18 protein-coding genes are annotated in these 19,579 nt (G+C 59.2%); 5 read left to right on the forward strand and 13 right to left on the reverse strand.

The features are described 5' to 3' along the window. Window position 1: 1 nt before the first annotated feature. Entirely contained in the window at window positions 2–1,846 is a 1,845-nt protein-coding gene (locus J4G32_RS11750; RefSeq protein WP_210492797.1) for a DUF3857 domain-containing protein, read from the reverse strand. A gap of 67 nt (window positions 1,847–1,913) precedes the next feature. Between J4G32_RS11750 and J4G32_RS21790 the strand changes: the two genes are divergently transcribed. Next, window positions 1,914–2,309 (forward strand): ParB/Srx family N-terminal domain-containing protein, encoded by a 396-nt coding sequence (locus J4G32_RS21790; RefSeq protein ID WP_246505013.1) that lies wholly within the window; start codon window positions 1,914–1,916, stop codon window positions 2,307–2,309. Between the two features lie 210 nt (window positions 2,310–2,519). Here the strand turns inward: J4G32_RS21790 and J4G32_RS11760 are convergent, their stop codons facing one another. From J4G32_RS11760 to J4G32_RS11785, 6 genes are all read right to left on the reverse strand, one after another. Beyond that, complete coding sequence (locus tag J4G32_RS11760; protein WP_210494438.1) at window positions 2,520–2,816, reverse strand: hypothetical protein; 297 nt, start codon at window positions 2,814–2,816, stop codon at window positions 2,520–2,522. Between the two features lie 205 nt (window positions 2,817–3,021). Next, the gene (locus J4G32_RS11765) at window positions 3,022–3,642 is read right to left on the reverse strand and encodes a biotin transporter BioY (RefSeq protein ID WP_210492807.1); all 621 of its coding nucleotides are present in this window, start codon (window positions 3,640–3,642) and stop codon (window positions 3,022–3,024) included. Window positions 3,643–4,471: 829 nt separating this feature from the next. Then, window positions 4,472–5,476, reverse strand: a complete 1,005-nt coding sequence (locus J4G32_RS11770; protein WP_210494198.1) for a YeiH family protein — start codon at window positions 5,474–5,476, stop codon at window positions 4,472–4,474. Window positions 5,477–5,602: 126 nt separating this feature from the next. Continuing rightward, the gene (locus tag J4G32_RS11775) at window positions 5,603–6,820 is read right to left on the reverse strand and encodes a mandelate racemase/muconate lactonizing enzyme family protein (RefSeq protein WP_210492814.1); all 1,218 of its coding nucleotides are present in this window, start codon (window positions 6,818–6,820) and stop codon (window positions 5,603–5,605) included. Window positions 6,821–6,889: 69 nt separating this feature from the next. Beyond that, complete coding sequence (locus J4G32_RS11780; protein WP_210492836.1) at window positions 6,890–8,377, reverse strand: tripartite tricarboxylate transporter permease; 1,488 nt, start codon at window positions 8,375–8,377, stop codon at window positions 6,890–6,892. A gap of 24 nt (window positions 8,378–8,401) precedes the next feature. Further along, complete coding sequence (locus J4G32_RS11785; RefSeq protein ID WP_210492843.1) at window positions 8,402–8,860, reverse strand: tripartite tricarboxylate transporter TctB family protein; 459 nt, start codon at window positions 8,858–8,860, stop codon at window positions 8,402–8,404. 315 nt (window positions 8,861–9,175) lie between these two features. Here J4G32_RS11785 and J4G32_RS22180 point away from each other — a divergent pair, with 315 nt between their 5' ends. The 3 genes from J4G32_RS22180 to J4G32_RS11800 all read left to right on the forward strand — a co-directional run bounded on the left by J4G32_RS22180 (window position 9,176) and on the right by J4G32_RS11800 (window position 11,694). Then, on the forward strand, window positions 9,176–9,424 hold the full coding sequence (locus J4G32_RS22180) for a UxaA family hydrolase (RefSeq protein WP_425515516.1): 249 nt from the start codon (window positions 9,176–9,178) through the stop codon (window positions 9,422–9,424). Next, entirely contained in the window at window positions 9,421–10,578 is a 1,158-nt protein-coding gene (locus J4G32_RS11795; protein ID WP_210492854.1) for a UxaA family hydrolase, read from the forward strand. Before J4G32_RS22180 ends, J4G32_RS11795 begins: the two co-directional genes overlap by 4 nt. Window positions 10,579–10,641: 63 nt before the next feature. Beyond that, window positions 10,642–11,694 carry an Ldh family oxidoreductase gene (locus J4G32_RS11800; protein WP_210492859.1) on the forward strand — a complete coding sequence of 351 codons (1,053 nt, stop codon included), beginning with the start codon at window positions 10,642–10,644 and terminating at the stop codon, window positions 11,692–11,694. Window positions 11,695–11,707: 13 nt separating this feature from the next. On the opposite strand, the gene J4G32_RS11805 is transcribed toward J4G32_RS11800, so the two are convergent. Continuing rightward, entirely contained in the window at window positions 11,708–12,739 is a 1,032-nt protein-coding gene (locus J4G32_RS11805) for a ketopantoate reductase family protein (protein ID WP_210492864.1), read from the reverse strand. Between the two features lie 131 nt (window positions 12,740–12,870). On the opposite strand from J4G32_RS11805, the gene J4G32_RS11810 reads away from it, so the two are divergent. Next, complete coding sequence (locus tag J4G32_RS11810) at window positions 12,871–13,773, forward strand: LysR family transcriptional regulator (RefSeq protein ID WP_210492871.1); 903 nt, start codon at window positions 12,871–12,873, stop codon at window positions 13,771–13,773. A 59-nt stretch (window positions 13,774–13,832) separates the two neighbouring features. Here J4G32_RS11810 and J4G32_RS11815 read toward each other — a convergent pair whose 3' ends face one another. From J4G32_RS11815 to J4G32_RS11835, 5 genes are all read right to left on the reverse strand, one after another. Further along, a complete protein-coding gene (locus J4G32_RS11815; protein ID WP_210492878.1) occupies window positions 13,833–14,768 on the reverse strand; it encodes a tripartite tricarboxylate transporter substrate binding protein in 936 nt (311 codons plus the stop codon). Window positions 14,769–14,856: 88 nt separating this feature from the next. Next, a complete protein-coding gene (locus J4G32_RS11820; RefSeq protein ID WP_210492887.1) occupies window positions 14,857–15,726 on the reverse strand; it encodes a TrmB family transcriptional regulator in 870 nt (289 codons plus the stop codon). Continuing rightward, on the reverse strand, window positions 15,723–17,225 hold the full coding sequence (locus J4G32_RS11825) for a CoA-binding protein (protein ID WP_210492905.1): 1,503 nt from the start codon (window positions 17,223–17,225) through the stop codon (window positions 15,723–15,725). Before J4G32_RS11825 ends, J4G32_RS11820 begins: the two co-directional genes overlap by 4 nt. Beyond that, window positions 17,222–17,965 carry an acetate--CoA ligase family protein gene (locus tag J4G32_RS11830; protein ID WP_210492913.1) on the reverse strand — a complete coding sequence of 248 codons (744 nt, stop codon included), beginning with the start codon at window positions 17,963–17,965 and terminating at the stop codon, window positions 17,222–17,224. The genes J4G32_RS11825 and J4G32_RS11830 overlap by 4 nt, the downstream gene beginning before the upstream one ends. 9 nt (window positions 17,966–17,974) lie before the next feature. Next, window positions 17,975–19,531: an acyl-CoA carboxylase subunit beta gene (locus J4G32_RS11835; RefSeq protein WP_210492918.1), complete on the reverse strand. Its 1,557-nt coding sequence runs from the start codon at window positions 19,529–19,531 to the stop codon at window positions 17,975–17,977. Window positions 19,532–19,579 lie beyond the last annotated feature (48 nt).

Consider the following 19,579-nt stretch of genomic DNA (forward strand, 5'->3'; position numbering starts at 1 on the left):
ATCAGGGTTTCGTCATCAAAAGGGGAGATCGCGCGTCGTCGATGAAAGCATATAGCAGAGCCTGAAGCTCAGGATACTCGTCGGCCGCATACACATCCTTGTTGATGATCAGGTGGCGGCGGACGCGCAGGCCCGCATCCGTCGAGGCGTAACTCGCCGCATAGGATCCCGCCGCGTTCGTCAGGGCGATCGCCGGCGGCACGGAGAGCGCGCTCGCCCCCTGCGGAAAGGTCAGATCGGTGGTCCAGGTCGATTCCGCCGCCCCGATGATGATCGGATAGCGGCGCTGGCCGTCGGCGGCGAGATATTGCCGGAAGGTGGTATAGGGCAGGAAATCGAGCCCCACCGGCACCGCAAAAGCTGGCGTCTCGCCGGTCATGACCACCCCGTGCGGGCTCGTCCACTCCCCCTCGACGGCAAACGGACGGTCGATCTGGCGGGGATCGGGCGTGCGCATCCCGCCGAAACCGCCCTCGGGCGTCAGCGCGATGAGGCGGCTCGCGAGATCCTCCGGCGAGCGCGCGTCGGCCACTGCCCGGCGCATGCTGGTATCGACCCGGGCCGCCATGCCGATGCGGGTGTGGCCGGTGAGCGTGCCGTCCGCTGCCAGCGCGACCGAGGACGCGAAGGTGTAGCGGTTCTGGCTGGGCGTCGAGATCGGCGTGCGGCGGATCTCGCCGGTGGCGTTGGCGATCACCACCTGCTTGTTCGACAGGCCGATATCGAGGGCGTCGAACCGCGCATAGGCGTTGGTCGGGTTCGCATAAAGGTCGAAATCCGGGAGGTAGGCCATCACGTGGTCGAAGGCGGCGTCCGACCAATGCGGCAGCAGCGTCATACGGCTGTCCCAGTTCACCAGAGCGGGCTCGGCCCGGATGCCCAGCGCCGACAGCAGGGCTTGCATGAGCACCACATGGTCCTTGCAATCCCCGTAGCCGGCCGCGATCACCGCATCGGCCGAATGAGCCACGAACCCCGCATCGGGATCGAGCCACACTGCCAGATAGCGGATGTTGCCCGCCACCCAGTCATAGACGGCTTCAGCCGCCGCAAGGCCGGTGCGTCCGGCGGCGATCCGGTCGGCCAGTTGCTGCACGGCCGGCGTCACGTCGGCCTTGCCGGCATTCTGCGCGAAATACAATGCGCCCAGCGCCTCGTAGCCCGGCAGGGTGGTGACGATGAACATCGGCTCGATGTCCAGCATCGAGACCATGTGCGGTTCAGGCAACGCGCCGGGTTGATCCTCGCTGAACTGCACGGACAGGGTGCGGGTGCCATCCTGGACGTTGTCCGTCACCGCAAACCCGCCTCGCCGGCCCCAGGTCAGCTTCACGCTGGCCGGCGCGCTGAACGTGGCGGAGATCGCGACGCTGCCGCCCGCCGACGCGGTCAGGATGGCGTTGAACCCGGTGAGTGGAATGCGCGCGGTGATCTGCTGCGTCTTGAGATGAAGGCGGCTGCCCCTCTCGACCTGCGGAAACACGATGGTGCGCGTGTCGGAGGTGACGAAGCCCGGCGCATCGCGGGACGCCGCGCTCGGCCGGGTGAAGATGCTGGCCGCCGGCACAGTCACGCGCGCGCCGCCAGGCTGATCGATCCAGGCCTCCAGCACCGTCAGGGTTTCGAAATCGGGGCTGTAGGTCTGCGACAGCTGCCCGTATTCCGCCACCGCCTGGTCCGTCAGCACCTCGATATCCCGGGTCGTCACCACCGTGAAGGTGAGATCGGGGTTGATCAGGTAGGCCGCCTGGAACTGCTGATGAAACTCTCGTGCCTCCGCCACCCCGCTTCGGCCCAGGCACAGCATCGCCACGAGAAGAACGAGACGCCAGACGGCAAACGGCATGGGAGGCTCCGAAGCGGCAGGGACGGATCAGGCCGTCCTGTGGGTGACCGTGCGGAGGTACGGGGAAATGACGCGGAGGTCTAGGGTTTGGGGGGCAAACCAAGGACCAGCGCCGATTGCACTCGGATTTAGCTCCCCGACTACAACTAATTCGGCTAGTAAATCTGATCCCCGCAATGCTCGCACGCACGCGAAAGGCCAGATCGAGCAGATCGTCGCCTCGATCAGGGGGTTCGGGTTCTCCAATCCGATCCTGATCGATCCAGCAGGCGTGGTCATCGCCGGGCACGGGCGTCTGCGTGCAGCCAAGGCAATGGGCTTGGCCGACGTGCCGACCATCGCGCCGGTGGGACTGACCGAGGCACAGGCGAGGGCCTTGCGACTGGCGGACAACAAGATCGCGCTTGGGGCCCGCTGGGACCTCGACCTTCTGAGGTCGAGCTCGCCGCACTCGCGACCCTAGATTTCCATATGGACTTGACCATTCTCGGCTTCTCCACCGGTGAGCTCGATGTGACGCTCGGTGGGCAAAACGATCCCGACGACGTCATCCCACCGGTCCCCTCCAAGCCTCACGCCAAGCCGGGCGACATCTGGATTTTGGGTAACCACCGCATCGGTTGCGGCGACAGCCGACGCCGCGCGTTGCGAGCCGCCACATCGGGATTGTCGGTTAGGCGCAACAAGGCCTCAAGGAGCTGGTAAAAGACAGTCCTGCATAGGCGCGCGCGAATTGCGGATCGGCCGTGAGGGCTCGTTCGAAGCAGACATGCGCAAGAGCCGTATCGGCCGTTGTGAAACGGTAGAGATGGCCAAGCCCGAGGTGATAATTCGCCCACGCGTTCAGCCCGGCAGGGTCACTCATCCGCGCAATCCGCGCCTCGTTGAACGGAACGTGAGCCTCGAGCGCCGCCACAATGTGCACCACGACCTCAGCCCTTGAGCCGGCAATCGCGTCGATGCGCGCCACGAGCCGTTCGGCCCACGTCGCGCTCGAGGCACAAGTGGCTGCATGCCCCCTTCGAGGTGGGCTCCGCCCTGGTCCGGGATGCGGCTGCGCATGTCGGTACTTTTACGCTAACGCCCGAGTATTTGAAGAATGCTCCGCGCGGCATCGCATCACAGCAAAAAGAGGCCCTCGCGGGCGGCTTTTCGTTGAGGCCGGGCGTCACCGCTCAGATTGTCCTTTTGCTTCGACCGATCACAGACCAAGCCGCCTGCATCAGCGCAACGGCAAGTGCCGTCTTGACGATCGTTGCGGCGATAAACGGGACGATGCCGACACTCCATGCCTCGGCGACCGGAAGCAGAACAGAGAGCCAGCCGAAGCCAGCGAGAAGAATGACTGCGTGCCCGAGGGTCATCATCACTGCAACGCGCGCGAGAGTGCGGTCCCATCCCCGTTCCGCCATGTATCCCATGACGCACGCCGCTGCCAGAAACCCAACCAAGAAACCGCCTGTCGGCCCAGCGAAATATCCCGGGCCCGCGATCACTGGAGGGGTATTGGCGAAAACCGGCATGCCAAGCGCGCCTTGCAGCAGATAAAGCGCGATCGTCGCCGCTCCAAGGCGGGAACCATAGGTCGCTCCGATCAACAGCACCACCATTGTCTGCATTGTCATTGGCACGAAAGGAAGTGGCACCTGGGTTTTGGCCGAGACCGTCAGGAGGGCGGAACCGAGCGCCAACAGAACCATTGCGCGTAGCGCCAAAAAGCCAACGTCGTTTCGGGCTGGCCAGAAAAGGCCCAAAAGAGTTCTCGAAACAGGCAATGAATCGGCACCGTTATTCATCGGATCTCTCCAAAAAAAGGGAATGCTCATCCCGAGGAAAAGCTTCTGCTTTATAGGCGGCGCAAGCGTCGGCATCAAGCCGCAGCAGTAGCCTGCTGTTGGTCAGCTCGCTACTGCGGCAGAAGTCATCTGGCGCCCGTGACTCAGGAGGCATTCGGGATCGCCCCTCAAGTGTGCAAACGCCGACATCCCTAGAAGCCACGGGCATTTTCTCCTGCCGAAGATCTATACAATCACACGGATAGCTCTCGGCCTGGGCTTTCGGACGCCGCCCACCTTATTCCAAGAACTTGCGCATCGATTAGGATGTCTAGGCGAGATTCGCGAGATCGTGTTATGGCTCCGGAATTATTTTCGAGCCGCACCGCATCACGACCCGGCCGCAGATTACAAATTCGACCTGGCGCTTGGAGCGAAATTACCGGCAGCTCATTCTCGCGACGTTGATGCCGAGCCAGCTTTCAATTAGCCCTCATCAGAACATGTGTCCTTGGCTGTCGACGCAAATCGCGAAACCCGCTGGTCCACAAGGCGAAAGGGAGGGAGGAATATCTGGCAGCCACCATCGCAAAGAAAGGCCTGTTAGCTCAGTAGTAGGACATTTGCCGCGTCATCGGCGCAGTGTCTTTTCGGCGAGTCAACATGGTCTAGGGACACGCGCAGAGAATGCGTGCGAAACGGCAATGCACCGCTAGACGTGGTTTACACGCCTGGCGGCCACTTGCCAGTGCGCCTTGAGAGAGCGGATCGTAACGTGATAGATCGCTCCGGCGATGCACGTGAGCCTGCGCCGGAAGCAGCGGCCACGCCAATCGCAATCAGGTAACCGTCAGGCCACGCCGAGCGCGGCGATCAGTCCCAAGCTAATTCCCACAAGGATCATGAGCGACAGCGTTACGGCGATGGTTACCCGTCCACCGACGCGGCCGAGAACTCTGATGTCAACGCCGAGCCCGAGAGCCGCCATCGATACGATGGTCAGCAATGTTGCGGCAGGTACAATAGCAGCCAGGACTATGTCGGGTATCAAATCCGCTGACCGCAATGCGGCTAAGGCCAGGAATCCCGAGATAAACCAAGGCACGAAGCGATTGAGCGAGAATCCTGCCCTCACCTCGGTGCGGGTTCCCATGATCAGGGACAGTGCGATGACGACAGGGCCCAACATCAAGACTCGTACGAGTTTGATGAGAGTCCCGATCTGAGTGCTGACAATGCCGACTGGCATCGTAGCCGCCAACACCTGCGGTACGGCATAGACGCTTAGACCAGCCAACACTCCGTACTGGATCTCCGTAAGACTTAACAGCGGAACCAAAAGGGGCAGAGCTAGAACAACGACGACGCCGAGGATGGCGGTGAAAGCGATCGACGAGGCGACATCCTCGCTCCGCGCACCAATTACCGGCGCGACAGCCGCGATAGCGGAATTTCCACAGATCGAGTTGCCACAGGCAATAAGGACAGCCATACGTTTTGGCAGGCCCAGAAGACGGCTGAGAGAATAGCTTGCGGCGATCGCCAGGATGACGACCAACGCCACGCCGAACAAGAGTTCTGTTCCCGCTTGCGCAACTGCTTGAAAGCTGATGGAGGCTCCGAGGAGCATTACGGCGATTTCAAGAAGTGTCTTTGCGCTGAAGCCAATGCCTGGCAGCCATCGTTGGCTCGGCGTCCATAACGTTCTTACCGCGGTGCCAAGAAGGATCGCAATGACAAGAGCCTCGACCCAGGGCCGCGCAGTCAGTGTTTCCTGAAGTCCTTGCAAGCCAATCGCGACGGCAGCCACAGCCGTGCAGAGGAAAACTCCTGGACTGGTGCGCGCCCACTGCATCGTCAACAACTCTAAATCCCTTCTCGACGGCCGCCAGTCTCTTTCATGCGGCATACCGTCGATTTACGATGCCTGCTCCTCGATCGTTCGGCTGAGGAGAAGCGAATCCGCCTTGCGAAAACCACGTTAGGCCATACGGTAGCGGTCAACGATGTCCATGTTGAGTTCCACGCCGATGCCGGGGCGCTCCGGCACTTCCATGAAGCCATCGACAAGCTTTTCAACCGGATGGAGGAGGAGGTCGTGGCGTAGGGGATTGGGTTGCGATTTCGACCAGTCACTTTGCATGAATTCAAACGTCAAGAAGTTCGGAAGCGATACGGCGAACTGAAGGGTTGCTGCCAAGCAGACTGCCGAACAACTTCCCGTATGGGGCGCGTACGGGATATGAAACGCCCGTGACATGGCAGCGATCCGGCGCGCCTCAGTTATTCCACCCGTGCGCGAGATGTTCGGCTGCACGATATCGATGGCGCGGCGCCGGAAGAATTCTCGCGAGCCGAAGGACATGAAATCCGCTTCCCCCGCGGCGATGCGGATGTCGAGCGCTGAGGCTAGCTGGACGTAGCCCTCGATGTCATTCGGTGCGATTGGCTCCTCGAACCAGAAGATATCGAGCTTCTCCAGCGCACGGCCAACCTGGAGTGCGGTCGCGAGATCTTCGCTGTAGGCGCAATTGGCATCGACCATGAGCCGAACGTCGGGGCCGACTGCCTCTCTTATGGCCGCGACGAACTCGATGTCAGCCTGAGGCTTCTCGAGATTGCGTCCGATCTTAATCTTCATGGCTTGGAAGCCGCGTTTCTTAAAGTCGAGTGCCTGAGCGATCACTTCATCTCGCGCGCGAAAGCGCAGTGACGACGCATAGGCCGCCAGCCTTTCATGATGGCGCCCGCCTAACAGCGTGTAGAGTGGTAGATCGAGGAATTTTCCCGCCAAGTCCCAGAGCGCGATGTCGATGCCACTGATCGCCTCCACAAACATACCCCGGTTGTGGCCGCGATTCATCATGATGCCAAAGAGTAGTTCCCAGATTGCTTCGCGATCGAGCGGGTCCCGGCCGATAAGGATGGCGGATATGTCATCGATAATCGCCCGCGTGGCGGTAGGTGCAAGCCTGACCATGCACTCTCCCACGCCCGTCAATCCGCAATCAGTTTCGATGCGCACTAGCGTCGTGCGATAGCCGCTGAAGATTATGTCCGTGAGGTCTGCCGCGTGCGGCACGGCGACGGGAGCCTCGATCTCGTCTTCGATCGGAACGTAAAGACTGATCGGCTCGACCTTTGTGATCTTCATACGACGACGGGGGAGAGCGATGCTCACATCCTGCGTTTGTGACATTGTCGTTTTTCCCTTGAAGTTATTCGGAGCGCGCGCTCCGACCGGCAGCGCATCTGCAGTCGGCGGACCCTAATCCGAGGCCGCGAGCCAGCGCTTACGAACTCCCCAGAGAGAGAACGCGATGAAGGCGATGATCATGAGAAGGATCGTCAATGCGTATGGTCGTGTGACGAAAATCGAATAGCTCCCATCGGAAAGAAGCATTGAACGTCTGAGGCTCTCCTCGATGATCGGGCTGAGGATAAAGGCCAGGATAAAAGATGGCAGTGAGTAGTGCAGTCTCTTCAGGAAGTAGCTAAGCACGCCAACCCCGAGTGCCACCCACAAATCGAAGTACAACCCCTTTGAGGCGTATATCCCGACGATGGACAGTACCAGGACAACCGGAATCAGGTAATTATTCGGGACGGTCAGCGCACGGGCGAACAGATTGGTTACCATGCGGCCTGCAAGGTACATCGCAACGGTCGTCAACAGAAACCCGTAAAACAAACCCTTTGCCAAGTCCGCGCTATTGGTGAAGAGATTGGGCCCTGGCTGAATTCCATGGATGATAAATGCCCCGAGAATGATGGCTGTCGCTGGCGATCCGGGGATGCCTAGCGCGAGAAGCGGAACAAGGCTGCCGCCTACGACGGCGTTGTTAGCAGACTCGGGGGCGGCGATGCCGTCCGGATTGCCTTCACCGAACGCCTCCGGAAAACGCGACGACCGCTTTGCGTGGATATAGGCGAACCAGGAAGCAGGACCGGCGCCCATTCCCGGAAAAAGCCCTACGACCGAACCGATGGCTCCACCAATCATGGTGCTGCGAAAAACCCCGCAGAATTCGGGCCAAGTGAGACCAGTGCTAAGTTTTTTCGAACCCGCCGAATAGCGCTTGTCGAGATCATTGCTGATCATGAAAAAGATCTCGGAGAACGCAAACATTCCGGTCAGTAATGCAATCATTCCGACACCTTCTAGCAACTCGAGTCTGCCGAAAGTGAAACGCAACGCACCTGTAAACGTGTCCAGTCCAATGGTACCGACCATTAGGCCAAGAACCACCGAAATTGCGCTCTTGAGCTTGCTCTTGGAGCTGAGGGCCGCAACAGCAAGGAGGCCCGCGATACCGATCAGGAAAAACTCCGGATCGGAGAAGCGCACGGCAAGTCTCGCCAAGGGCACCGCGAGAAACAACAGTACGAGACCTCCGATAATCCCGCCTATCGTCGAGCTGGAGAGCGAGTAGGCCAATGCCTTGCCGGCCATGTCCTTCTTGGCCATCGCGTTGCCGTCGAGAACAGTGGCGACGGCAGCGGGGGTTCCGGGGATCCCCAGCACAATTGACGAGATCGACCCACCATATTCTGCGCCCTGGTAAGCGGCGATCAGCAACAGGATGGATGCCAGAGGCTCCATTGAGTATGTGAGAGGTAGAAGGAGCACGACTGCGACCGTCGCGCCCAAACCGGGGAGGGCGCCAATGATCAGGCCAACCAATGTCCCGAAAACGATTGCGATGAGGTTCGCCGCCGAGAAAAGGCTTGTGAAATCGTAAGACAAAAAATCCATGACGACACCAATCTGCAATCGTCGTCAGGTCATCTGGACGCTGAACGCGAGGCCGAACACCAGGTAGAGAGCTGTTGTGAATAGAGCCGATACGACGGCGACAGTTGCGGCCGTTCGCAGCGTGCGATTCGGCTGATACAGCATCACCAGGACGAAAAAGAAGATGGCTGTGGTCGGATAGAATTGCCCGGTGACGGACCAGACGGTGAAGTACAGCCCAGTCAGAATGATTGTCATGAGGAGCTTTTCTGCGTTTCTCACCTCAAGGAGTTCGTCGTCCTCCACGTCGCGTTTCCGGACAGAAACGAAGACATCCGCGAGAGATAGCGCGATCAGCATCAATCCGAGGACGATGGGGAATTTAACTGGACCAAGACCAGCGCCTTCGTTGCTGGCTGCTACAACCAAGCTGTCGTAGACATAGAAGGCTCCAACAAGAATGAACCCTGCCAGGAAAACCCAATTGGCGTGTCTTGTGGTCATCGCGTCTCCCCGCACGCATCGCTCGATTTTAGGGCTTGAGCCTGCGTTGTTTTCGGTGTTGTCATTGCAACAACGCAATGATTGACGGCCCTCAATTAATTTGCAAGGACGATTATCGCGATTTGCGATGAAAACGTTACAAACGATCGCGTCAGCCGATTGATGTGTTCGACTCGAACCGTTGGACAGCGACAGAGGCTGTGTCGTTGGTCGATTTTTTGAACTTTAACCGGCACCTAGGCATCGCGAAGTTTGTACGGAACAGGAAGTGGGGACGTCGTGGCGAGGGTTATTGTACTGGACGAAAGGGATAATGTGGCGACGGCCATCGGCGACATAGCGCCGGGCGAGAGCGTCGAGTCACCGTCTCGATCCGTTGTTGCAACTGAGACTATTCCGTTCGGACACAAGGTGGCTCTCGTCTCGATCGCCGATGGAGGGGACATTCTGAAGTACGGCGAGTCGATCGGCCTTGCCAGAGGCGACATCGCGGTGGGGGCGTGTGTCCATACCCATAATGTCGAGAGCCAGCGCGGACGTGGCGATAGGGGGAGCGCGTCATGAGCGAGCTTGGCTTTTGGGGCTTTGAGCGCCCGGATGGTTCGGTCGGCATCCGCAACCATGTCGCAATTCTGGCAGTGATGGACAATGTGAATGGTGTTGTGAAACATCTGGCGCAGCTGGTTAAGGGCACGCTGCCTATCCCGGTCTGGTATGGCCGGGGGCAGTTCGGCGCCGACGACGTGCTCTATCGCCGTACGCAGGTGGGCCTGGCCGCCAATCCCAACATTGCGGCGGTTCTTGTGATCAGCCTCGAACGGGTCTCTGCCGAAAAGGTAGCCGCCGCCATCGCTGAAAGCGGAAAGCCGGTCGAACATATCTCCGTTCAGGATATAGGCGGCTCCGTGGAGGCATTGGCCGCTGGCATCCGCAAGCTCATTCCGATGGTGGAAGCGGCCAGCGCAGAGCGTGCGAAATTCGTGCCCCTGTCGAAACTTGTGCTCGGCGTCGAATGCGGCGGGACCGACACGACCTCCGGCATCGCCGCCAACCCTGCGCTTGGCTACGTTGCCGACCAGGTCGTCGCGAGCGGGGGCACGGTATATCTGTCGGAGACTTCGGAATGGATGGGCGCCGAGCAGGTTTTGGTGAAGCGTGCGAAGACCGAGGCCATCAGCGCCGAAATATGGGCTGCCGTACGCCGGATCGAGGACAGCGCTGTAGCTCGCGGAGTCGATATCCGTGGCGCGAATCCAGTGCCGGATAACATCCGCGGCGGGATCACAACGATCGAGGAGAAGTCACTCGGCGCGATCATCAAAGGTGGCACTACTGAGATTCAGGGCGTCCTCGACTATGCGACCCCTGCGGAAGGAAAAGGGCTCTACGTCATGGACACAGCTGCACCAGCGGCGGAATCGATGACAGGTCTCGCGGCAGGCGGAGCGCAGATCATTCTGTTTTCGACCGGGCAGATGAATATCATGGGCAATCTCATCGCGCCGACCGTCAAGGTCACGGGAAATCCGCGGACTGCCGAACGATTGCGCGATAACGTCGACGTGGATGTGTCACCAATGCTGCAGGGCGAGACGCTTGAGGTTGCCGGCAGGCGCCTCCTCGAGTTTACGTTGAGTGTGGCGAGCGGACGCTACACGAAAGCGGAAATCCTTGGGGAAGAGGATATCGCCATCAGCCGTATCGAGCCCACCGTTTGAGTATCGCAATGTAGCAAAAGATCGGCCTCACTGGCCGGTCGGAGACGCCACGCGGAGGCTCCCTTGCGACGATTTACCGAATCAGACCTCGAGAATTTCGGGACGCGCTGCTTTGCCAGTACCGGGATGCCTCTTACGGATGCCTGCGTAGTGTCCCGCGCTCTCGTGTCAGCAAATTTGAGGGGCATCGATACGCACGGGGTCGCGCGCATTCCGGCCTACCTAAAACGCATTCGCGCCGGGTTGATCAACCCTCGGCCGGAAATTCGCTCAAGTTCTCCGATGCCGTTCAGCACGATCGTCGACGGGGACAACGCCATGGGCCCGGTTGCCGCAAGCATCGCAGTAGAAGCCTGCATGCGGGCCGCCGATACCCTGGGTATCGGCGCCGCAACGGTGCGACGCAGCAATCATTTCGGTGCGGCGTCGGTCTACACGGTGCCAGCTACGGCCCGCGGCTGTGTCGCTATCGCGATGTCGCCCGGTGCGCCCTCGCTCGCGCCGCACGGGAGCCGGGCGGCTCTTTTCGGCACCAATCCATTCGCTCTCGCAGTTCCGGCCGGTCGATACTCCCCGTGGTCGCTCGATATGGCGGCAAGCGTCGCGGCTCGTGGGCACATACGTCGAGCCGCCCAGGAAGGGCGAGCCATCCCGGAAGGCTGGGCGCTCGACAACGAAGGTGCGCCAACCACCAACCCCGAAGCCGCATTGCGTGGCCTCATGCTCCCGTTCGCAGGCGCAAAGGGTTCGGGCATCGCCTTTATGGTGGACATCCTCGCGGGTGTGTTGGCCGGTTCGGGCTTTGCGGGAGAGGTGCGCGACTGGAATGTTGACTTTACTGGCCCGGCAGATGTCGGTCACTTCTTCCTTGTGATGAAAATCGAGGCGTTTATGCCTCTCGGCCAGTTCGAGTCGCGCATGGAAACGGCAATCGGCCGTTTGAAGGCACTCCCGCCTGCCGAGGGTGTCGAAGAAGTGACCTATCCGGGTGAGCGCAGCGGTTCCACCGAATCGGAGAGGCGCCGTATCGGGATTCCCCTCGGGAACGAGGTACTGCGGCCACTTGCCGAACTCGCTGCCGAACTCGGTATCGCGTCACCGTCCCCGACCCTCTGACACGAAGGGGCGATTAGACGATCCCTGCCGCCAGCGCCGGCGATGGCTGGAGTTCGCCGCGCTCGATCCGCTGGATCGTCTCATGGACCTTCTGATTTGCACCGGCATCGACGCCCACTTCGCGGCCCAGCCGGGCGACGAGTCCATTAATGGCATCTGTCTCAGTTCTCCGTCCCTTGCGAATATCCTGCGCCATCGAAGGTCTTTGGTCGCTGCTTCGGGCACCTGAAATTTCGGCCATTCTAGATCGGATTATTCGGATGGCGTCACAGTCCCCGCTCGCTGTCGCCACGAGTGTGTCGAACGAAAAACCGGTGTCCACGAGCTCGTAACCGAGGGCTCGCCCGACCTGAACCGCCTGTGCTCCAAGTCGCATGCCTAGTTCGATCGTCACGGGATCCGTGTCGCGCTCCAGCCCTGTCATACCAGTCATGGCCGACAGCCCATTACGCATCGCATTGATGACGAGCTTCGACCATTTCACGCCGATGAGATTGTCAATCGCGACACTCGATTCGGCGTGATTGAGTATTCCTGCGATCACCTCGCAGTTTGCCCGGTTTTTGCTATCTATCGCGCCAACGCTCACGCTGCCTGTCGGCGAATGGCGGCGCACAAGTCCTGCCTCTCTGAGCTCGCAGGCGAGTGCCGTGATGGCGCAGCCATAGGTGCGTTCGGATCCTGCGATCGACGCGATCTCGCCTTCATTAAGAGAATTTTGAAGAGACGCGACTACTCCATCCTCCGCGAGGTAGGGTAGAATGAGTTGCGTCGCCCACAATGTATCGTAAGATTTCACCGCGATGAAAACCACATCGAAAGCCGGCTCCCGAATCAAGCCTTGAACGTCTCCGACGTGGCGGATGTCGGCCTTCACATTCAGACTAGTGTTTCCCGACATGCCTTCCACGGTCAGCCCATGGCGGCGCACATGCTCGACGTGCTCGGGCCATGCATCTATTAAAGTGACGTCAAGACCGGCCCGGATTATGTTGGCACCGAAGTACCCTCCAATAGCCCCTGCGCCGACGATCGCGATTCGCATTCCGTTCATCCTCTCAGCGACCCAGTCCTGGCGCGATTTATCTCCAAACACTTTTGCCAGTGGACAGATCTGCAATCCAACAGATATTTAATTTGGTAACGTTCGCTTCAGACGAATGCTGATGAACAACCATGACACTTGATCAACTCCGCATCTTTCTGGAAGTCGCCACACGTGAGCATGTCACCAAGGCGGCACAGGCACTTAATATGACGCAGTCCGCCGTGAGTGCCGCCATCGCGTTGCTTGAAGCGCGCCACTCGGTCACGCTGTTCAATCGCGTCGGCCGCCGGATCGAGCTGACGCAGGCGGGGCGATTATTCATGGTCGAGGCGCGCAATGTTATCGGTCGTGCAGAGCAGGCGGAACGTTTTCTCGTGGATCTCGGGGGTGCTGCATCTGGTGTTCTTCGACTTCATGCGAGCCAGACCGTGGCAAGTTACTGGCTCCCGCCTCACCTCGTCCGCTATCGAGAACGCTATCCGCGCGTCGAAATAAAGCTTCATCTCGGCAACACCACGACGGTCGCGGCCGCCGTCCTAGAGGGCAACTCGGATCTAGGACTGGTGGAGGGCAAGGTCGATTCGCGCGACCTTATCCAGGAGGTTGTGGCAAGCGACCGAATCGTCCTTATTGTAAGTAAGCATCATCCTTGGGCTGACGGCCGAGAGATTAGTGTCGCCGACCTTCCCACCACCACATGGGTGATGCGCGAACCCGGGTCCGGAACGCGCTCCGAATTCGAGGCGAACCTGATCGGTCTGGGCATGGATCCGGCGCGGCTGCCGACAATCCTGGAAATGCCGTCGAACGAGGCCTGCCTCGCCGCAGTCGACGCCGGAGCCAGCGCCACCGTTCTGTCGAAGCGTGCTGTCTTCCCACGCATGGCAGAAGGAAACTTCTACGAGGTCAACCTTCAATTGCCGGTCCGCAAATTCTCTGTTCTAAGACACTCTGAGCGGCATGCGCCTAAATCGGTGCAATCAATGCTCGACATGTTACGAAGCTCGCCAAGCAGGGATGAAATCGTGTGATCAGAAGGACGCGGCACGGATTGACCCGCCCCTTAGCCGAAGCGGGTCAATTGCCGAGTTTACTGTGCTGAGAATTCCTTGATCTGTTCCTTGAAGTACTCACCGAATTCCTTGTAGGGCATGAAAGCTTCCTGTTGACGCTGCTGTTTCATATACTGGATCCAGCGGGGATCTTTTGTCGCTTTCTCAAGGGCATCGCTGAGCGTCTTAAGTACGGAATCAGGCGTGCCGACCTTGGCAAACACGCCTCTCCATAACACCTCGTCGTTTATGTTAGCGTGCCCCTTTTCGAGGAAGGTCGCCACATTGGGCCGATCTTCCGCCCGCTTGCCCAAGCTGAGTGCAAGCATCCGCAGGTCTCCGGAATCGACCTGCGCGTTGACGTTGCTGCTCGTTACCACGGCGGCATCGATGTTATCGCCGAGGACCGCCGAAACGACGCCGCTGCCACCATCGTAGGGGACGTAGGTGAGTTTGATGTCTGCGCCCTTCGAGAGCTTGTTCACAAAAAACGATGACCAGCTTTTGGCGCCGACACCGCCAACCTTGATACCACCAGGCTTGGCTCTCGCCGCGGCTAGGAAATCGTCATAGGTCTTCAGCGGGCTATTTTTAGGAACCACGAGTGTCTTGTAGTCAGCGTTGATGCGGGCGACCGGTACGATGGCGTCAGCCTTGACCGGCCATTGACCTCCGGTAATCCCCAATAACAGCGTGTCGGACTGGCTAAAGACCGTATATCCGTCGGGGGCCTGTGCAAGGGTATAGGCCACTCCGATCGCGGTGCCGCCGCCATCCTTGTTAACCGGCACGATTGGCTGCTTGAGCACATCTGACGTGGCGGTGATTAATGTCCGGGCAAACGTGTCTGCACCGGAGCCCGGCGAGAAGGGAATGACCCAGTTGATCGCTTTCGTCGGATAAGCCTGGGAGTGAGCGGCTCCCGCCAGACCGGCCGCGAGCGCCGCCGCGAGAATGATGGTTTTAGAACGCATAAGTTTCCTCCTGTTTGACGTATTTGGGTTTCGCGTACCTTTGCCTGCGAGAGGTTGCCGTCGCTCGGTGGCGACACGTAGTCTTCTGCTACTTCAACCCTACCTTTTCCCGGAAGGTGAGTGCCTGCTCCAGAGAGAAGATGCTGAGACGGAGATCTCTTAAGTGCGGTCCGAAGACATCGTCGATCTGCGGACCGAAACGCATGTGAATCTCTGCCATGTAATAATCGTGCCGAATAAGGGAATCAGCCATTTGGACGACCGCGTTGTTCCGCGTGTAGAACGCCGTCATCTTATCGGTGGTCGCGGTGACCGCTTGGTTGTGGTCGATCGTCAATGTGAAGAGATTGTCAGCGCTGCCGATGCGCACGCCATTCCCCTCGTGCAGATAGACTCTGCAGTTCTTGGTAAAGCGAAACTCCTCGGGGTCCTTGCCGAACAAAATGATGAGAACTTCGACGCCGCGTTGTGCCGCAGCACGCAGCTCGTCGGAGTAAATTCGAAGCACGTCATCCGCGGCTTTGATGCGTAAGCTGACGCGGCTTTCTCGGATGAGAGCGTTGATCTTCCGGTCGATCGCCTGCTCACCCTGAACATTCCAGACATATTGATCGTCTTCTGGCACTTTCAGTCGCGCGAGCTCATCAGTCAGCCGGTCACAAATCGCCAAGTTCTGGCGGGCGAGGTTTCCCAGATGCCTTTGAGGCGGGGAGGCGACATAGCGCGCGGGATTTTCGCTGATCGGTTGCACCGCTCCACGTTTACTGAGCGATTCGAGCGCATTGTAGGTGTTTGGTCGCGGCACCCCGCTCGCCTTTGCAATCTCATAGGCGGTCGCAGGGCTCTCCGTCAGCAATTGCATGTAGACCTTGGCCTCATAGACCGTGAAGCCCAGTCGCTTGAAATCCTCCAAGAGGGCGTCTGTCGTCTCGGTAGCCTTCGTTTTCGTCGCCATCATTTACTATCCCTCGAGAGCGGCGATTGAACCCTGGCTGAGCCAACACCCGTCGCCGATAGAAACGACTCATATCGACGAAAGACGGAAAGGGCATCAATTGCCTGTGGGATTTCGTCGAACGTTGGGACTCCTCTCTCTGCGGCCACATTCCTGAAGCTTCGCCTCCACGCATCGACTTCCTCGCTCCGATCTGAGCGAAGGACCAGGACGCAATGTGGCCTATCCTGAGACTTTTCTTCCGCGCCGAAGACAGAGTTCATCAGGTTTGGCAAGAAGTCGGCGACGTGACGGTAGCCCATGATAACTGGAAGATTAAGGTGGATGATCGTAGCGTAGGGATTCGTGCAGCGCCGGTCGATATCCAGGATTTTGGCCGTTACCCGGCCATCCTGCTCTTTCAGTACGCTTGCGGGCAGGTCGATCGGGTTCTCAAGGCTCGCACCTGCCGGAAGCGTGATCCTGGTGTATTCGAGCCGGGCTTGCGTTGTTGGAACAGCCAGTTTGAAGCCTGCGCGATCGAGCGAATCCGTCGCAAGCACACTGGTGCCTCCGCCGTTTCCGAATAGCGTTACTTCAGGCTCTTGCCTGGCCGACTTCGGCGCAAGCCACAGACAGAGCTGGAGGGCGTCAAGAAACTCGTCCAGGGTGTTGGTGAGGACCATGCCGGTCTGCCGCGCCAAAGCTCCCCACGCCTGCTCCGTGCCACCGAGCGCCCCCGTATGCGACTCTGCCGCTTTTCGACCGAGACCTGTGACGCCGCCGATTAGAAGCACAACGGGCTTGCGGCCTCGGTTGAGCCGGGCAAGCTGCTGGAAGCGCTGGCCGTCTTTCACGTCTTCTATGTAGAGGCCGACGACCTTTGTATCAGGATCTTGCAAATAGAATTCGAAGAGATCGGACGGGCTCACATCGATCGAATTGCCGAGTGTCACCAAGCCACTGAATCGGAGCCCGAGATTCTGACCTCGTCGCAGAATATCCATTCCTAGCCCGCCACTTTGGCAGGCGATGCCGACGGAGCCTGCCTCCGTGTTGACGCCTTCCATGAAGGTGTAGCCCCCACGCGGCGAATGAGTGCCCATACAGTTCGGTCCGATCAGGCGAAAGCCCCCCAGATAGCAGAGGTCGCGCAGCCGTTCTTCCCACGCGTGGTGAGCCTCGGCGCTCGCGCTTGCCATGACTTGAGCAAAGCGAAGCTTCCCTCCTGCCGAGGCAAGAACCTCCTCAACCCGCTCCGCCGGTACGGTCAGATAGGCATAGTCCGCGATTTCCGACATATCCCCGATCGACCGATATGCGGTGATACCTTCGATCTCGTCCGCCTTCGGATGGATCGGTACGATCCGGCCGGCGTAACCGCCTGATTTTAACAACCGGATAAAGCGGTTCCCAGCTGTCGTTCCCGTAGCGGATGCCCCGACGACAGCGATCACCTTTGGTCGAAACAAGGGGGCGAATTCGTCGGAGGCGCGCTGTTCAACGCGTGGAACCAAAGTCACCTTTCGCCTCCTGCGAGGACCATGCGGGAATCGACAGCGATCAATCCGTCAGGACTAGCAATGAGAGGATTGAGGTCGAACTCGGTCACTTGCGCGGCATACGTTGTGAAAAAGCCGCTCTCGCCTCCAAGCGCCAGCAGGGCCGCGTGAATGCGCTTGATGTCGACAGCCGAACGTCCCCGCGCACCATTCAAGATGGGAGCAATTTTCAGCTCGCTCACCATCTCATGCGCGTCGCGGGCATCTATCGGACAGAGTCGAAACGAAACGTCCTTGAGGATTTCTGCGTAGACGCCGCCTGCGCCAACCATCAACATCGGGCCGAGTTGTGGGTCTGTAACACCGCCGATCACAATCTCGATGCCTGGTGAGGCCATCTCTTCGATGAGATAGCCAGTGAGTTCATACCCGGCGTGAACCATCTTTCGGTGAATCTCGGCGCAACACGATTCCACGGCAGCGGCATCCGAAAGGCCGAGGACCACGGCGCCGATGTCGCTCTTGTGAATAGCTTGGCTCGCGAGACCTTTCAGCACAAAGGGCGGCCGCAACCCCGACAAGGCTGAGGCCACCGCTTGGCCGGGGGCAATGCGGACCCTTTTGGGTACATCAATTCCGATCTCTGAAAGGATCGCCTTTGCGCTGTGTTCGTCGAGCGCGGAATGGCGTCTCGTGATCGCTTCGTCGAGAATCCGGCCCACGGTTACGGAGGGAACTTTCGCAATGGAAGCCTGTTGCATGCTCACCTCTCAGTAGCTCGTCGGCCAGTTGCACAGATGATGTTGACCCACGCCGCCCTTCGGGCCCGAGCATTGGATCGCCAGAGCCGAAATCAGAAAGCGGCGCGTCTCCCGAGGGTCTATGATGGCCTGTGCCTCGAACAACCCAGCCAGCGCGAAGGCGGAACTATCCTGCGCGATTTCCGCCACAAGCTTGTCAAATCGCTCGGGATCATCATCGCGCTTGATGCCATGAAGCACGTTGACACCAACGCGCGGATCCATGAACCCAAAATTGGCGGTGGGCCACGCTGCTGCAAGCTCGGAATGACGACCACCGCCCATATTCAGGTAGGCCTGTCCATAGTTCTTGCGCAATGTGACGACGATCCTGGGAACTGTGACTTGCGACAGCGCATTCATCCAGTTCATGATCCGACCTGGAGCCCATCGCTTTTCTCCCTCGACTCCGATCAGGAAACCCGGCTGGTCGACGAAAAATACGATGGGGATGTTGAATGAATCGCACAGAACGAGAAAACTTGTCGCCTTGCGCATAGCGTCCACGTCAATGGCCCCGCCGCGTACCATTGGGTTGTTCGCGATAACGCCAACGCTACGACCGCCGATACGGGTGAGAGCAGTTACGATGGAACGGCCGAATTTGGGTTTCAGTTCGAACAAACTGTCGCGATCAACAAGTGTGCTCAGGATCTTGCGGCAATCGTAAACCTGAGATGCGCTTTCCGGAAAGTGTTCGAGAACGCTTTCTGGCGTATCGTCCGACCCCGCGGGTACCGCCACTAGCGGGGCCGTCTCCGCTTGATTTTGAGGCATGTAGGCGAGATACGTCTTTATGATGGCCAGTACTTCTTCGTCTGTCGCAACCGCGTAATCAACAAGGCCGGTCTTTTCAGTATGCAGCTTCCAGCCGCCCAGCTCTTCAGGATCGACCTGTTGATTGATAGCGACAGAAGTCACGCGGCTGCTTGCCACTGCCATTGTGGCGCCCTTCCGCATCACAGCGAAATCGGACATGCACGCGTACCATGTTGATGAGCCGTAGCAATCACCGAGCAAGGCGGAGACGAGCGGCATTTCACGTCGCCTGCGAAACTCGAATGCGTCCTGACCGAGTATCGATCGTCCGGATGCTCCCATGCGGTCAGGCATGCGGGCGCCCGAAGATTCTCCCAGCATTACGAGCGGCATGCCGCGCGAGGCGGCAGCGTCCTTCACGTGTTTGATTTTCTTGCCGTTAATGACGCTCGAAGATGCGCCGAGCACGGTAAAATCGTTCGATACGATCGCGACCTGCCGGCCGTTGATTCGACCGAAGCCCGCAATCTTGCCATCGGCGGGCGTCCGGTCGCGCATCTCAGGTCGGTTCGACGTCGCGAGTAGTCCGACTTCGAAGAAACTGCCCTCGTCAAGGATGTAATCCAAGCGCTCTCGGGCGTTAAGCACACCCGCCTCGCGACGGTCCTGCAAACGTTTGGGACTGCCCATCGAGAGCGCCTTCGAACGGCGCGTTGCCAATTCATCCAACGCGCCTTCGACACTTCCCATCGCTTCGTTCGTGGCCATTCGATGCAGATCCTCAACGTCCAAAAGTAGTTGTATACATAACTACGA

It is taken from the genome of Microvirga antarctica, from assembly GCF_017921815.1.
GTDB classification, from domain to species: Bacteria; Pseudomonadota; Alphaproteobacteria; order Rhizobiales; family Beijerinckiaceae; genus Microvirga; species Microvirga antarctica.